This window comes from Gemmatimonadaceae bacterium (assembly GCA_016720905.1).
GTDB lineage: Bacteria > Gemmatimonadota > Gemmatimonadetes > Gemmatimonadales > Gemmatimonadaceae > Gemmatimonas.
Genome location: JADKJT010000002.1, coordinates 145,331 through 159,265, shown reverse-complemented (window position 1 = coordinate 159,265; position 13,935 = coordinate 145,331). Strand labels below are relative to the sequence as shown.

Genomic DNA, 13,935 nt, shown 5'->3' with positions numbered 1-13,935 from the left:
GGACTATTTCACGCGCACCGCCGCCCCGTCGTCGACGGTCACCACAATCGGAATCCCCTGACGCACGCTCTGCGACACCGTGCAGAAATTCTCGAACTGCGAGAGAATGCGGTCGAGCTGATCGATTTCAGCACCGGGTTTGCCAAGGGTAATCGCGACGGTGATTTCCTGGACGCGCAATCGCTTCTCGTCGTTGCGTTCGATGCGGGCGCTGGCCGTGGCCTGAATGCCGCCAGGGTCCTGCTTGAACTTGCGCATGGCGAAGAGCAGGCTGGCCGTGAGGCAATTCGCGACGGCGGCCAGCAGTAGCTGGCTGGGGGACGGTCCAAGACCGGTCCCCAGCGGGGCGGGCTCGTCGGCCAGGAGTGACGGAACGGCAGTGCCGAAATCGACGCGAAACTGATAGTCCTGCTGCTGCGTGACCGTGACGAGGGTGCTCATGGGGACTCCGGGGTCGGCTCTTGTAAAATCAGCGTTACAATATAATGATATAGTCATACTATAACGAATTCGAGTCCCACCCGCCAATCATGTCCTTCTGGGATCAGCAGTTCTCTGCCGCTGAATTCAAGTACGGCACCTCGCCAAACGCTTTCTTGCGCGAACAGGCAACGCGCCTGGCACCCAACAGCACCGTGCTGGTGCCCGGTGATGGTGAGGGCCGCAACGGGGTGTGGCTGGCCGAGCAAGGGCATCGCGTCACGTCCGTGGACAACTCGACAGTGGGACTTGCCAAGGCTCAGGCTCTTGCCAGCGAGCGCGGGGTGTCGATCGAAACGGTGTGCGCCGATCTGGGGCTGTGGAGGCCAACGGCGCGAAGCTCTTACGCGTTAGTCCTCGTGTACGTGCACTTTCCACCATTGGTGCGCACCTCGATCCATCGGCAGCTGCTGGCGGGCCTTCGTGCGGGTGGTGTGCTGATTCTCGAGGCGTTTCATCCCCGCCAACTCGGTCGTGCCAGCGGCGGTCCCAAGGACGTGACCATGCTGTACACACTGGACATGCTCCGCGCAGACGTCGCCGGCGTACCCGATGCGGTGTTCGATGAGTGCGTCGCATGGGAAGGGGAAACCCACCTCGATGAGGGCCCCGGACACCGCGGGGATGCGCACGTGACTCGCTTCGTGGCACAGCGCGTATGATTATCGGCGGACCTCTACTCGCGGCTTTTACCCTTCAACTTCAGGTGGTGTACGATGCAGGCAGCCTCAATGGCGCGGTCAACGCTGCTCGTGGCACTTGTATGGTGGGTGCCGGTTGCCGTCTCGGCACAAGCGATCCCGGGTCAGCAGCCATCCGGCCCCGTCATCCAGAGCACGGGCATGTCGATCAAGGTCGACAACCCGACGTTTGTGGTGCCCGAGGGGCATGTGTTCAAGGCCGTCTTCCTGATTGATGCCGGCGGCAGCGACTCCGTGAGAGTGAATGCGCAGCTCACGACGGTGGCGCGCTTCTACAACCTCCATGCACGGCATGGATACTCCGAGGATCGTATCCGCACTGCCGCGGTCGTGCATGGCAGCGGATGGCAGGCTCTGCTGACTGACTCCGCGTTCGCCGCCCGGTTCGGCGGGGCGCTTAACCCGAGTCGGCGCCTGGTGGAAGAGCTCGTGCAGCACGGCGCACAGCTGGTGCTGTGCGGACAAACCGCCGGGTCGCGCGGAATCCGTCGCGAGGAACTGATTCCGGGCGTGAAAGTCGCCATCTCGGCGATGACCGCGATCAATGTGCTGCAAGCCGACGGCTATCAGTTCAATCCGTGGTGAGGGGCGAGCCACGGTGGCGGTTGTTACCGCTCGTAGGCCTGCCGAGCCTGCGTAATGGCGCCGGCGTCTGTCACGCGACGGTAGCCGAGTGACGTGAGCGCGCTGGCGGCAATCGCCGAGCGCGCGCCGCTCGCGCAATACACGAGAATACGCGCGTCCTTGCCGATGTCAGCGCGTTTGGACATGGCGTTGGCCAGTTTGCCAACCGGGATGCACACGGCGCCGTCGAGATGCCCCAACCAGAATTCGAGACGGGAGCGGACGTCGATGACGAGGTCGACGGGCTTGCGGCGATATGACGGCATGTGAGGTGGCGGATCAGGGTGTGGACGGCATGAACACGCTGTACACGCCGCGCAAATCTCCAACGCGAAACCCGTACGCGCGATCCTGCTGGTAGTTCTCGACGACAAACGCGGGGCGGGTGGCTTTGTTTCCGTGACAGCGCAAACAGGATGACTCCACGGTAATCCGACGCAAGTACCGCACACCCGGCCGACCATTCATCGTCGTGTTGAGCAGCACGGCACGGACCAGCGGATCCAGTTGGAAGCGGCGCAGTTGGGCTTCGGCTTCGGGATCCGGAGCGTTGGCCGGATTGCGGAAGCGAGTTGCGAGTTGCCGCGCGGTCCATCCGTTGGTTGCCGCGCCCTGCTGCATGGATTGCCCTACAGGCTTGCACACCTCGCCAAACGACTTCTGATTGGCCGGCGCGCCGGACTGTGCGAACGCGGCCGCGAGTGTCGAGCGCAGTGCGTCAAGTCGTTCCATCTCCGCGACGGCCTTGCCGAGTGTCTCCCCACTTTGGGCCTGGGCCAACGACGGAAGGGCAAATGCGAGCAATGTGAGTATTTTCATCCTGGCAACATCCTGACCGAAGTGTACGGACGCCCGGCACCGATAACCGAAACCTCGCGGCACCGGCCACGCGGCGCGGTCGGGTGGTCCTGTACGCGAGGGTGCGGAAACCCTCACTGCGCTCCTTGTCTTCAGACCATGGGCATGATGCATCCACGCCGATTGAGTAGACGAGCGGTTCCCGCCGCAGCCGAGCGCCAGCGGCGCCACCAATGGCGATGGGTGAGCGCCGCGGTGATGTGGTCGGTCCTGCTCCCACTCGACGCGTTTGCTCATGGCGTTACCGCCGGCGACAAGGGCTACATCCAGGAGACGTTCGGCACCCGCATCATCCCGTTCATGTATCTGGGCGCCAAGCACATGGTTACCGGTTACGACCACCTGCTCTTTCTGCTCGGCGTGATCTTCTTTCTGTATCGCCTGAAGGACATCGCGGTGTACGTGACACTGTTCGCCGTGGGACATTCGCTGACGTTGTTGTTCGGCGTGATGTCCGGTGTCAGTGTGAACGCGTATGTGATCGACGCGATCATCGGGTTCAGTGTCGTGTACAAGGCGCTTGATAACCTCGGAGCCTTCCAACGCTGGCTCGGGGTGCAACCCAACACCAAGGCGGCCACCATGATCTTCGGCCTATGTCACGGGTTTGGTCTGGCCACCAAGCTGTTGGACTTCGAAATGGCTTCGGAGGGGCTGGTCCCGAATCTGCTGGCGTTCAACGTGGGTGTGGAGATGGGCCAGTTGCTGGCGCTCAGCGCCATCCTGATCGTCATGGGATACTGGCGTCGTACGGCGGGCTTCATGCGGCACGCCTACGCGGCCAACGTGGTGATCATGTCGGCGGGTTTCCTGCTCGTGGGATATCAGCTCGCAGGTTTCTTTGTCACTCGTCGAGGTTAGGAGCGACGCATGCATCAGGTCACGCCCGATTTGGATGCGCTGCCTTCATCACGCGCGCTGCTGCGCTCGACCGTGGTGGCGCTGGCGGTCGCGGCCGCGCTGCTGGTCACGGTGGTCCTGCCTGCAGAATATGCCGTCGATCCGACGGGCATTGGGCGGATGCTGGGACTCACGGAAATGGGTCGGATCAAGATGGCCCTGGCTCGCGAGGCTCAGGAGGCATCGGCGGTAGAGAAGGCGTTGGTGTCGGGCGCAGCAGATCCGCGTGGCGCCGTCATCGCTGCCGTGCCGGCCGATGGGTGGCGCGACTCGATGACCGTGACCCTCGCGCCGGGCAAGAGTATTGAACTCAAGCTGGCCATGCGCCTCAATCAGCGAGCGACGTACGCGTGGCGGGCCAGCAGCCCTGATGTGACGTACAACGCGCATGGCGAGCCGCCCAATGCACCCAAGGGATTCTCGCACAGTTATGGACGCGGCATTTCCGATGGAGAGCAGGGTGATCTGGTGGCCGCGTTCGACGGCATGCACGGGTGGTTCTGGCGCAATCGGTCGGAGGGCATGGTCACGATCACGCTGAAGACGCGCGGCGAGTATCAGGAGTTGAGAGAGATCAAGTGACGCGCCTGACGCGCTCACCCGCACCACCACTCAAGGAGACGACGGTGAAGCGAAGCATGATTGTCGGCACGATGCTGCTGGGCCTCTCCTCGTCACTGGCCTATGGACTGGTCCGGCGGCACGTGGCGTGGGACGGCATGGTGATGGGCAAGAACGGATCAAAGATTCGTGGCGTGATTGCCATGGAAGCGGGCAAGACCGTTGGTACCACCAGCGCCGTGGTGAAATACGCGGGCGACATTGCCGGCGCGGTGCGTCCCTGGCATGTGCATGTTGGCAGTTGTGCCAAGGGCGGTGCCGTGCTGGGCGCGGCGACCGCCTACACGCCGCTCATCGTGAATACCAAAGGCGCGGCCGAGGGCAACTCCGTCTTGCGTCTGGCGCTACCGGACAGCGGGGAGTACTACGTGAACATTCACGAATCGGCAGCGAACATGGGCAAGATTGTCGCGTGTGGTGATTTGCTGTTGGCGGAGTGAGCGGTTCAAGGAATCCGTGCCGCACCGAGTGGACGCCGCTCAAGCACGTCGTCCACCTCGCGTTGGGCGTCGGCAAGCCGGCTCAGGTCGTCGCCGAGCAGCCGCGCGGCACCAATCAATGTCGTGAGGGGGGCCAGATCGTTCGCGCCCGCATGCAGGCGCAGCAGATCGAGTCGGATGCCTTCCAATGCCCCGACGCTCGCGGCCAGATGCGCGGTGGCCGTGCTCCGTCGACGCACAAGCGCCTCGGCGTTGCCGGACCCGTGCGGGGCAAGTGCCGCCAACACCTCAAGCTCCGCTCTCGCCTCGGCCGCATTGGCCTCCAGCGCCGCGACGGTCGCGGGTAACTCGGCGAGTTGTTCGCGGAAGGATTTCGGCAGCGCCGCAAAGAGCTCCGACGCGGCGACACCAAGGACCGCTTCAGTGGGCCGGAATACACCGCCGCCCACTGCGCGCGATTGCTCCGGGGCCCCGAGACGTCGCGCGAGCCACCTTCCCGCCCCGCTGGTCCAGAGACGCTCACGAATTCCCGCTTGCCATCCGTTGCGGATCGTGGCGGGAATGAACTGCACATCGAGTGCGTTGCTGATCGCACCAAGCAGCATCGTGCTGAGCACGGGCGCGAAAATGAACGCCGCTCCCAACGTCACGCCGAAAACTTTGGCCCCACGCCCATTTTCGTGGATGACACCACCAAGGAGCAGCCCGAAGCTGACGGCAAGCCAGCCCGCCGAGGCCATTGTGCCGACGCGCAGGAGTCGCCGGGCGGTGCTTTGCCCTGTGTCTCGGGTAAGTGATTCGGTCTCTTCCCGCTCACGGCGCGCGATTTCCAGTGCGGAACGCAAGTCAGCGAGCGTGTGTCCGGCCTGGAACTGTCGACGCGCTTGATTGAGGTGGAAGCCGACGATTGGGAGCAGCGGCAGTGACGCGATCGCGGCAAGAACCACGATGTCCGCTGGCCCGGCGGGTCGGTTGCCAGTCACCCAGGCGATGAGGTTGGCGAGGGTGAGGGCGCCGAATCCTCCTGACCATCCCAGGTAAGGGACGAGGAGGGGATTCCGTGCACCAAGCCAGACGCGCAACATCGGCGGCAATACTGGCCGTACGTCAGGCGTGGGAGCGAGCGCCGCTGCCAAGGCCTCGCCGTCTATGAACCGACGCGTGGGGTCGCGGTCGAGACATCGATCGATGGCGGCGGCAAGGGTCGGCGGCAAACCGGGTGCGGCACGCACGACTTCAGGTGACGCCTCGGTGGCCTGACGCGCGAGCAGCGCCGGTACGCTTGTTTCGTTGAAGGGGAGTCGGCCGCTGACGGCGAGATAGCCGACCACGCCGAGTGAGTAGAGGTCGCTGCGCCCGTCGACCGGGCTATTGGCCGCTTGCTCGGGACTCATGAAATGCGCCGTCCCCATGATCATCCCCGCGCCGGTTGCCTCACGAGCCTGTGCACCGCGATGCGCGATGCCGAAGTCGGTGACCAGTGCTCTGCCGGTGCCGGCCTCCAGCAGGATGTTGTCCGGCTTGATGTCCCGATGGACGATGCCGCGGCCGTGCGCGTACGCGAGTGCCCAGGCGACTTCGCGCAGCACGCGGGTGGCGTCGGCCGGCGACAGCGGGCCGCGCGCGCGGAGTCGCTCGCCAAGCGTCTCGCCGTCCACGTAGCTCATGACGAAGAACACAAAGCCGCCCGCTTCACCGACGCGATGAATGGGGACGATGTGGGGGTGTGACAGTCCGGCGGCCGTACGGGCCTCACGCACGAAGCGTTCGCGCGACTCGGCCGTAAGCGACAGGTGCGACGGCAGCACCTTGATGGCGACGTCGCGATCCAACTGCACATCGCGCGCGAGATAGACGACGCCCATTCCACCGCGACCGAGCTCGCGCTGGAGCGAGTACTCGCCGGCCAGCGCGGTCTGCAGGTCGAGGAACTCGGGGGAGGGATGTGTCACGTGAGAAATGCCCGCTGCGTCGCCGATACCGATCGGAGGATTCAGATACAAAAGTACTTACCGGCAAAGTAGGCGACGAGGTCTCTCGTCGGCCGCCCACCAGAAGGATTGTTGATGCTATTGGAGGCGTAGTGCGCAGAATGGCCGATCGTCACACCAGCGGATTGCGCACATCGAGCGCAGGGAATCGGCTGAAGTCCCGATCGGCGCTCAGGAAGGTTGACACGCCGTACGCCAGGCAGAGCGCCGCCACCCGCGCGTCGTGGACACGCGGACCGGCGATACGCCCGCTGATCAGCAACGGCTTGAGACTTGGCCAATGGGCGTCCCGATCCTCGCTCAGCAGCCGTATCGTGGGCACCTCAAGCCAGGCGTCCACTTGATCACAGGCGGCAGTGAGCGGGGAGGGCGTCCGAAAGATGCGCGGATGGGTCACGATGGCCAGGAACTCGTGAACGCACGGCCAGGGAATGGCCCACGGTGATGGGCCGGCTGCCAGCTGCTCCAACGTGTCTTTGGCCGCCCGGTGGAACGGCGTATCCTGTCGATGCGCTTGCACGAGGACGTTCGTGTCCACGGCAATCACCGGGCGGCCTCGTCGTAGATCAGCGCGCGGACCTGCCCCCAGTCGCCCAGCTCAACGCCGTCCACGAGGCCGTCGCCCGCGACGCTGGCGTCCCGAAGTGCATAGCGGGCCGGTGCGACACGATGGGCCTGCAGCACGGCGCGCAGCCCCTCCTCAATGAGGGCGCGCATCGTGCTCCCTCGCCGTGTGGCCAGTCGCCGTGCACTCTCAAACAGTGCGTCGGATATATCAACCGTGGTTTTCATATGGGTGAACCATACTCGATCAGGCGACGGTTGGCAACGCCTGGATGGGCGGGCGGTCATTCGGACAACCCCGAGAACCACCCGGAGTATCGCGGGACATCGCGCGGGTCGACCAGACGTACGTACACCTGATAGCGGGTCTGCGCCGCGTGCTGCGAAATGGCGCTGAGGGCGTCGTCCAATGCGCGGTCTTTGCCGTCGGTGCTCGGCGAGTCGCCGGTCGACGCTGGATGCCATTCGCGGAACAGTGCGATGTCATGCTCGACATCGGCATCGAGCGCCGCGATCTGTTGGGCGTCGAGCCCCTCGTACGGATCCAGGTCGTCAATCCAGGGGGCCGGCCAATAGTGCCGGTCCTGCAGGATGATATCCCGTGTCGCCAGTTCGGACCCGTCTGCGCGATGCAGCGAGAGTACGAAGTGCAGACGCGCCGCGATAGCCGACGAGATGGCCTCGCACTCGGGGGAAGTCGGGAAGTCCGGCAGAATGAGGGGGACTCCCTTCGGGGGCGACTCGGCACGCATCAGCCACCAGTCTATCAGCGGGTATCCGATCGATATCAGATCGAGCTGGCGCTCCGCGCCGGGCGTGGGATGGAACCAGCCGGAATGCTGGCCCGGTACAGGGGGTTCGAACTCGAGTTCAGTCGTGCCGAGTACACGACCTTTGCAGCGAACGGTGTACAGCATACGAGCCTCCAGGTGAAGGATTCACCAAGGATGGCGTCCGCCCGCGCACCGTGTGTCATCGAAATCGTGCGTGTCAAACCGAAAGCACGCCTGAGCCCTGCCTGATGGCCGCAGCGGCTACAATAGCCGAAGTCGCGGCACGTGACGGGCCCCGTCACTACGTTGTGGTAGGGACCTGATGCACCGGACTCAGCATGGTTCCGCGTTCACGACCGAACACTGATTACCCTCACAGCCTTGCCCCACCACCACTCCACCGCGGCCCGCACGCCCGAAGACGTTCTGCGCGACGTTTTCGGCTTCGATGAATTCCGGCCCGGACAGCGTGAGGTTATCGACGCGGTATTGGCCGGCAAGGATTGCATTGCCCTGATGCCAACAGGCGCCGGCAAGTCGCTCACCTATCAGTTGCCGGCGCGGCTGCTCGATGGCACGGTGCTGGTGATTTCGCCGCTCATCTCGCTGATGAAAGATCAGGTGGACGCGGTGGCGGGGCTGGGATTCTCGGTAGCGGCCATCAACTCCACGTTATCACCCGACGAACGCCGCGCCCGCATGGACGCATTTCGCGCCGGCAAGTACGAACTGGTGTTCCTCGCGCCTGAAGCGCTCGACGGCTACCTGGGCGACTTCGTACGCGGGTGTCCCATTTCGCTGCTGGTGGTGGATGAAGCGCACTGCATCAGCCAGTGGGGGCATGACTTTCGCCCGTCGTATCGGCGCCTGCAGGGTCTTAAGGAACAGCTCGATGTGCCGGTGCTCGCGCTGACCGCTACCGCCACTCGGCGCGTGGCGTTGGACATCCTGCGACAACTCGGCATGCGTAAGCCCGCCGGATTCAAGGGATCGTTTTTTCGCCCCAACCTGCAGATTGCCACGCGCAAGAAAGGGCAGGGCGGTAACACGCGCACGGAAATGCTCGCACTCATTCGCGCGCATGCCGGCGAGAGCGGCATTGTGTATTGCCAGAGCCGGAAAGGCGTGGAGCAGACCGCCGAGTTTTTGACGTCGCAGGGCATCCGGGCGCTCCCCTATCACGCCGGTCTGGAGTCCGATGAACGCGCGCGCAATCAGGAGGCGTTTCAGCGCGATGATATTGATGTGATTGTCGCGACGGTGGCGTTCGGCATGGGCATCGACAAGTCGAATGTTCGATTCGTGATTCACCGCGACATGCCAAAGGACATCGAGTCGTGGTATCAGGAGATCGGCCGCGCCGGGCGTGATGGCTTGCCCAGCGACTGCGTGCTGTTCTATTCGTGGGCCGACGTGAAGCTGCACGAACGTTTTTTGGACGGACTGGACGACGAAGACGTCCGCGCGCGCACCCGCGCGGCGACGGTGGCGCTGTTTGACCTGGTGGAGCGCACGCGCTGCCGGCATCAGGCGCTGGTGGCGCACTTCGATGAGATTATCACGCCCTGCGGGAGCGCCTGCGACGTGTGTACCGGTCAGCGCATCGACGTGCGCATCGCCGAGCTGGTCGAGTCGCAGGCAAGTACGGTGCGCGGACGGCGCGCTGCGGCGAGCGGGGGCGTGAGCGGTCGGACGTCGCGCGGGCCTGATGCCGCAACGCTGGACGACGATGAGCGGGATCTGTTCGAGCGACTGCGTGTCGTGCGACGACAGCTGGCCGATGACGCCGGCGTTCCGGCCTACATCGTGTTCGGCGACAAGGTGCTGCTGGAGATGGTGGCCCGGCGGCCAACGTCCCGGCGCGAGCTATTGCAGGTGCCGGGCGTTGGTGAGGCCAAGCTGGAGCGGTATGGCGATGAGTTCCTGCGCGTGCTGCTCGAGAGCTGACCGTCCATTCCCTCGCAGTCACGGCGTGCGTGGCTCACTCAGAGCGCCGGTCGGCGCGCGCCGTGATTCGTCGCCTGTTCAAACGCGTAGGCCATCTGCAACAGTCCAAAGTCGTTGCGCGGTCGTCCGACAATCTGCAGTCCGACCGGCAAGCCACTGGCCGTGAACCCGCCGGGCACCGAGATGCATGGCGACGCCATGAACGTGACGTACCAGCAGGAGCGCATCCAGTCGATGTATGTGGGCATCGGCACGCCGGCCACCGAGGTAGGATACTCCGTCGTGATATCGAACGGCTCCACCTGGGTCACGGGAAGCACGAAGTAATCGTACCGGTCAAAGAAGCGGCTGACGTCCAGGTACATCTGCGCCTGTCGCGCGGCCGCCCGCGCCACGTCCGCACCCGAGTTCCGCTCGCACTCGGAGATCTCCCACTTGACCGTGTCCTTGAACATGGTGGGATTTTCGCGCGCTTGTTTCGCATAGCGCGAGTGATACGACAGATGTCGCAGAATCGGGAACGCCTCATCGACGCCCGTGAAGTCTGGTTCGGCCTCCTCGACCACGCAGCCGAGGTCGAGGAACGTCTGCCGATTGGTGCTGACGACACGCGTGATCTCGGACTCGAACGGAATGCCGCCAAGGTTCTTGTACCACGCGATCCTGGTGCCCTTCACATTGCGCGCGAGCGGTGCGCGGAACGTGGCGCCCGTTTCATCGAGGCAGAGGGGATCGGGGTTGTGATGCCCGACCATGCAGCTCAGGAACAGCGCCACATCGGCGACGGTGCGGGCCATTGGCCCGCCGGTGGAGAGCGGCGACCACGAGCCGTCGTCATCGGGGACGCGACCGAGCGACGGGCGGAATCCCACGATGTTGTTGAATGCCGCCGGATTGCGGAGGGAACCACCGGTGTCGCTCCCGCCCGCAATCGGTACCATGCCACAACGCAGTGCGGCGGCCGCGCCGCCACTGCTGCCTCCGACGGTCTTGGCGGTGTTGTAGGGATTGAGCGTGTCGCCGAACACGGCGTTGAAGGTGTTTGAGCCGGCACCCCATTCGGGCGTGTTGGTCTTGCCGAGAGTGATGGCGCCAGCGGCGCGCACCCGCTGGACAATGAGGGCATCGACGGTGGGCACGTTGTCGCGATAGAGCGGAGAGCCGAACGTGGTGCGGATGCCCGCGGTGTTCACGAGGTCCTTGTGCGCCACCGGGAGCCCATGCAGGGGCCCGAGCACGCCGCCGCGCGCCTGATGCTCGTCGGCCTTCGCGGCATCGGCCATGGCGCGATCAGCGACCAACGTGACGATGGCGTTGATGGTCGGGTTCACGCGGTCGATGCGCGCGAGATGCGCGGCCATGACGTCGCGCGCCGACACCTGCTTGCGGCGGATGCGCGCGGCGAGATCGACGGCGGTGAGGTCGCACAGTTCATCGCCGACCGCGGGCGGCAGGAGAGCGGATTGTTCGGAGGTGTCCATGGGGGATGACGCTACACCACGCGCCGCATTCGGCAATGCGCCGGTGAGTGCGGCGGCGCCGAGCAGCTGGCTGAAGGCGCGACGACTGAGGCCGTCGGATGGCGTGTCGTTCATCGGCAGTTCCGGTTCGTCGTGCGTGTGGTGTTCAGCGCTTCACGGACACTCTGGCCTTGGGCCCTCGAAGAAGTTCCGCACTCCGAACAACGGCAGGATGTGCGGGTGCTGCAGGTTGGCCGTCGTCCTGATCTCGGCCAGGCAACGCTCGGCGCCGAGCACGGCGGCGAGTTCGGGGTGCAGCACCTTGATGGCCACCTGCCGCGCGTGGCGCACGTCGCGCGCGAGATACACGGTGGCCATGCCGCCGCGGCCAAGTTCGCGGTCAATGACATACCGATCAGCGAGCGCGACAGCGAGTCGTTCGGGAACTGTACTGGTCATTCGGCCGGGGGCATGGATTCGCAAACGTACGGGCAAGACACGTGGGCTGCCAGTCTGCGAACAGACCCGTCGAACGTTGCGCTCGCCGACGCCACCGTCAGGCCGTTCTGCACGAGCTGGCGCATTCTCGCACACCTCTTGCAGGCGCGTCATATTGCTACCCATGCCATCCACAAACGTCTACGCACTCGCCCTGCTGATCTCGGTGTTCCTGTGCGGCTGCTCCAAGGCCGGCGAGCTCGCCGAACCCTATCGCATGGCTGTTGCCAGTGTGTCAATGACGCCGACGACCACATCCATTCCGGTGGGGCAGACGCAGCAGCTTGCCGCGCTGGCGCGGGCTGCGGACGGGACGGCACTGCCCGATCGAGTGGTTACCTGGGCGTCAACCGACGCCACGATTGCAACCGTGTCCGGTACGGGACTGGCAACGGCGGTGCGTCCTGGACAGACCACCGTGATGGCCACCAGCGAAGGCAGATCCGGTATCGCCGAGGTGACCGTCCTCGCGGCGCCGTCCATCAGTTTGCAGATCTCCGGTTTGAACACCTACCCGGTTCGTGGCGATACGGCCACTATCTCATGGCAGGCCAACGATGCCAACGGGTGTGATGCGTCAGGTCGGTGGTCTGGCGCTCGACCCGCGACCGGCACCGCCCGGGTGCTGCTCGATACTACTGGATCGATGACGTGGAGTTTGCGGTGCACCGGAAGCGGTGGCCAGGGCACGCAGACCGTCAGCGCCGTCTCTCATATACCGGTGGCACCGACGTCGTACGATAATTTCAAGAGTGCAGGATGGTGGCCCACGGTGTTCCCGTACGGGGCGCCAGCGCTGGCGTTCGGCGATTTCCTCGGCAACGGCACGCTCATGCTGTTCACGGCCCAGAGTGTCACCAACTCCTCCCGGCCGATCGCCGAAGCGCGTCCCGGCAACGCGGATTGGTGGTCGCTGCGCGCCGACTCATCATCGCAGCCGCTGACATCTCCGAACCGGAATTGGGCGCCCACGTCCGTGAGTGTCTCGGTCGACGCGCCGAACTGTATCATTACGCGCAAGGCTCTCGTCGCCGATATCAATCGCGACCGACGTCCAGACATCGTCCTCATTTGTCACGGGTACGACGCGCCGCCGTTTCCCGGCGAGCGTAACCTGATTCTGCTCAGTCAGCCGAATGGTTCGTACGTGCAACGTCAGCTCGGTACGCCCGTCGCGTTCGGTCACGGCGGCGCGCTCTGCGATCTCCACCGGACCGGCGGCATGAAGCTCCTGTTGACAGACGGGACCGGGATTCGCGTGTTCGATATCAGTGTCGAAGGAGTCGCCACTGCGGATGCGGCGTCCCCATTGTCATCTGTCACGGGATCGTACTACTCGGTTGAATGTGTCGATGTCGATGGCGATGGCTACCTTGACGTCGTTGCTGGAGGACACGAACCTGCGGTCAGCTTCGGCAATGCACCGACGACGGTGTGGTTCGGCTCCGCGGCGAGGACGTTCACTCCACGGGTGATTCTCGCGGTGCCTGGGGAAGGCGTGGTGCTGGACTTCACCGTGACTGGCGGCGGTGGCACGCGCACACTTTGGCTTATGCGAACGGCTGGTGGCGGGGGCGACGGCGCGTTCTATCAAGGCGCCACACTACAACGTATTGACGTGGCGAGCTTCGCCAGCAGTGTGGTGGTGCGGGATCGCGCATTGCAGGGCTACGCTTGGTTGATCCCGTACGTCCGCGGAGGCGTGCGCACGCTCGGTAACCCGATTGCGGGGCCGTACTGGTCGTACAGCTATTCGCCGTGACGTAGAGCGAACGTCCACGCCGCGTGCGTTCGCACGATGTGGTCACGGTTCGACGGTAGTGCCTCCAACAGAGGCAGATCTTCCGCGGTTCCGACGTTGCCGAGTCATCTGGATCTCGCGCGCCGTACACGCCGCCGCCGCCCGTGCGAGCGCCGCAATCGATGTCGGCACTACGTACGCACATCGACTTTTGCGTGGCCCTCGCGCTCTGCAATCTGTGCCCATGCCCATGCCGCGTGCTCGCGCACAAGTGGCTCGTCGTGCCTCAGTCCCCCTTCAAGCGCAGGCATGTCGTCGCGTGTACCAATATTGCCCA

The 13,935-nt window shown here is 64.5% G+C and carries 16 protein-coding genes; 7 read left to right on the top strand and 9 right to left on the bottom strand.

What is annotated here, in order from left to right; translation table 11 throughout:
- Nucleotides 1-3: 3 nt before the first annotated feature.
- Nucleotides 4-441 carry an OsmC family protein gene (locus tag IPP90_03025; protein MBL0169691.1) on the bottom strand — a complete coding sequence of 146 codons (438 nt, stop codon included), beginning with the start codon at nucleotides 439-441 and terminating at the stop codon, nucleotides 4-6.
- Nucleotides 442-527: 86 nt separating this feature from the next.
- On the opposite strand from IPP90_03025, the gene IPP90_03020 reads away from it, so the two are divergent.
- Both IPP90_03020 and IPP90_03015 read left to right on the top strand, forming a co-directional pair.
- A complete protein-coding gene (locus tag IPP90_03020) occupies nucleotides 528-1,142 on the top strand; it encodes a class I SAM-dependent methyltransferase (protein ID MBL0169690.1) in 615 nt (204 codons plus the stop codon).
- A 54-nt stretch (nucleotides 1,143-1,196) separates the two neighbouring features.
- On the top strand, nucleotides 1,197-1,766 hold the full coding sequence (locus tag IPP90_03015) for a DsrE family protein (protein MBL0169689.1): 570 nt from the start codon (nucleotides 1,197-1,199) through the stop codon (nucleotides 1,764-1,766).
- A gap of 23 nt (nucleotides 1,767-1,789) precedes the next feature.
- Here the strand turns inward: IPP90_03015 and IPP90_03010 are convergent, their stop codons facing one another.
- Both IPP90_03010 and IPP90_03005 read right to left on the bottom strand, forming a co-directional pair.
- Nucleotides 1,790-2,071: a rhodanese-like domain-containing protein gene (locus tag IPP90_03010; GenBank protein MBL0169688.1), complete on the bottom strand. Its 282-nt coding sequence runs from the start codon at nucleotides 2,069-2,071 to the stop codon at nucleotides 1,790-1,792.
- A gap of 13 nt (nucleotides 2,072-2,084) precedes the next feature.
- A complete protein-coding gene (locus IPP90_03005) occupies nucleotides 2,085-2,624 on the bottom strand; it encodes a DUF3365 domain-containing protein (GenBank protein MBL0169687.1) in 540 nt (179 codons plus the stop codon).
- A gap of 237 nt (nucleotides 2,625-2,861) precedes the next feature.
- Here IPP90_03005 and IPP90_03000 point away from each other — a divergent pair, with 237 nt between their 5' ends.
- From IPP90_03000 to IPP90_02990, 3 genes are read left to right on the top strand one after another with little or no spacing between them, the layout of a single operon-like run.
- Nucleotides 2,862-3,524, top strand: coding sequence for a HupE/UreJ family protein (locus IPP90_03000; protein MBL0169686.1), 663 nt, complete (start codon nucleotides 2,862-2,864; stop codon nucleotides 3,522-3,524).
- Between the two features lie 9 nt (nucleotides 3,525-3,533).
- Nucleotides 3,534-4,145, top strand: a complete 612-nt coding sequence (locus IPP90_02995; protein MBL0169685.1) for a transmembrane anchor protein — start codon at nucleotides 3,534-3,536, stop codon at nucleotides 4,143-4,145.
- Nucleotides 4,142-4,624 carry a hypothetical protein gene (locus IPP90_02990; GenBank protein MBL0169684.1) on the top strand — a complete coding sequence of 161 codons (483 nt, stop codon included), beginning with the start codon at nucleotides 4,142-4,144 and terminating at the stop codon, nucleotides 4,622-4,624. The genes IPP90_02995 and IPP90_02990 overlap by 4 nt, the downstream gene beginning before the upstream one ends.
- A 5-nt stretch (nucleotides 4,625-4,629) precedes the next feature.
- On the opposite strand, the gene IPP90_02985 is transcribed toward IPP90_02990, so the two are convergent.
- The 4 genes from IPP90_02985 to IPP90_02970 all read right to left on the bottom strand — a co-directional run bounded on the left by IPP90_02985 (nucleotide 4,630) and on the right by IPP90_02970 (nucleotide 8,096).
- Nucleotides 4,630-6,576, bottom strand: coding sequence for a serine/threonine protein kinase (locus IPP90_02985; protein ID MBL0169683.1), 1,947 nt, complete (start codon nucleotides 6,574-6,576; stop codon nucleotides 4,630-4,632).
- A 151-nt stretch (nucleotides 6,577-6,727) separates the two neighbouring features.
- A complete protein-coding gene (locus IPP90_02980) occupies nucleotides 6,728-7,162 on the bottom strand; it encodes a PIN domain-containing protein (protein MBL0169682.1) in 435 nt (144 codons plus the stop codon).
- Nucleotides 7,159-7,467: a type II toxin-antitoxin system VapB family antitoxin gene (locus tag IPP90_02975; protein ID MBL0169681.1), complete on the bottom strand. Its 309-nt coding sequence runs from the start codon at nucleotides 7,465-7,467 to the stop codon at nucleotides 7,159-7,161. Before IPP90_02975 ends, IPP90_02980 begins: the two co-directional genes overlap by 4 nt.
- Nucleotides 7,464-8,096 carry a hypothetical protein gene (locus IPP90_02970; GenBank protein MBL0169680.1) on the bottom strand — a complete coding sequence of 211 codons (633 nt, stop codon included), beginning with the start codon at nucleotides 8,094-8,096 and terminating at the stop codon, nucleotides 7,464-7,466. Before IPP90_02970 ends, IPP90_02975 begins: the two co-directional genes overlap by 4 nt.
- Before the next feature lie 237 nt (nucleotides 8,097-8,333).
- Between IPP90_02970 and IPP90_02965 the strand changes: the two genes are divergently transcribed.
- Entirely contained in the window at nucleotides 8,334-9,899 is a 1,566-nt protein-coding gene (locus IPP90_02965) for an ATP-dependent DNA helicase RecQ (protein ID MBL0169679.1), read from the top strand.
- Between the two features lie 38 nt (nucleotides 9,900-9,937).
- Here the strand turns inward: IPP90_02965 and IPP90_02960 are convergent, their stop codons facing one another.
- Nucleotides 9,938-11,380 (bottom strand): amidase, encoded by a 1,443-nt coding sequence (locus IPP90_02960; GenBank protein MBL0169678.1) that lies wholly within the window; start codon nucleotides 11,378-11,380, stop codon nucleotides 9,938-9,940.
- A 153-nt stretch (nucleotides 11,381-11,533) separates the two neighbouring features.
- Entirely contained in the window at nucleotides 11,534-11,818 is a 285-nt protein-coding gene (locus IPP90_02955) for a hypothetical protein (GenBank protein ID MBL0169677.1), read from the bottom strand.
- Nucleotides 11,819-11,981: 163 nt separating this feature from the next.
- On the opposite strand from IPP90_02955, the gene IPP90_02950 reads away from it, so the two are divergent.
- Complete coding sequence (locus tag IPP90_02950) at nucleotides 11,982-13,619, top strand: Ig-like domain-containing protein (GenBank protein MBL0169676.1); 1,638 nt, start codon at nucleotides 11,982-11,984, stop codon at nucleotides 13,617-13,619.
- The last annotated feature ends 316 nt before the right edge of the window (nucleotides 13,620-13,935 follow it).

What these genes read in the sequence shown, in the direction of transcription:
- IPP90_02960 (MBL0169678.1), bottom strand. Translation starts at nt 11,380, where the DNA reads ATGGACACCTCCGAACAATCCGCTCTCCTGCCGCCCGCGGTCGGCGAT.
- IPP90_02995 (MBL0169685.1), top strand. Translation starts at nt 3,534, where the DNA reads ATGCATCAGGTCACGCCCGATTTGGATGCGCTGCCTTCATCACGCGCG.
- IPP90_03005 (MBL0169687.1), bottom strand. Translation starts at nt 2,624, where the DNA reads ATGAAAATACTCACATTGCTCGCATTTGCCCTTCCGTCGTTGGCCCAG.
- IPP90_03025 (MBL0169691.1), bottom strand. Translation starts at nt 441, where the DNA reads ATGAGCACCCTCGTCACGGTCACGCAGCAGCAGGACTATCAGTTTCGC.
- IPP90_02975 (MBL0169681.1), bottom strand. Translation starts at nt 7,467, where the DNA reads ATGACCGCCCGCCCATCCAGGCGTTGCCAACCGTCGCCTGATCGAGTA.
- IPP90_03015 (MBL0169689.1), top strand. Translation starts at nt 1,197, where the DNA reads ATGCAGGCAGCCTCAATGGCGCGGTCAACGCTGCTCGTGGCACTTGTA.
- IPP90_03010 (MBL0169688.1), bottom strand. Translation starts at nt 2,071, where the DNA reads ATGCCGTCATATCGCCGCAAGCCCGTCGACCTCGTCATCGACGTCCGC.
- IPP90_02950 (MBL0169676.1), top strand. Translation starts at nt 11,982, where the DNA reads ATGCCATCCACAAACGTCTACGCACTCGCCCTGCTGATCTCGGTGTTC.
- IPP90_02955 (MBL0169677.1), bottom strand. Translation starts at nt 11,818, where the DNA reads ATGACCAGTACAGTTCCCGAACGACTCGCTGTCGCGCTCGCTGATCGG.
- IPP90_03000 (MBL0169686.1), top strand. Translation starts at nt 2,862, where the DNA reads ATGTGGTCGGTCCTGCTCCCACTCGACGCGTTTGCTCATGGCGTTACC.
- IPP90_02970 (MBL0169680.1), bottom strand. Translation starts at nt 8,096, where the DNA reads ATGCTGTACACCGTTCGCTGCAAAGGTCGTGTACTCGGCACGACTGAA.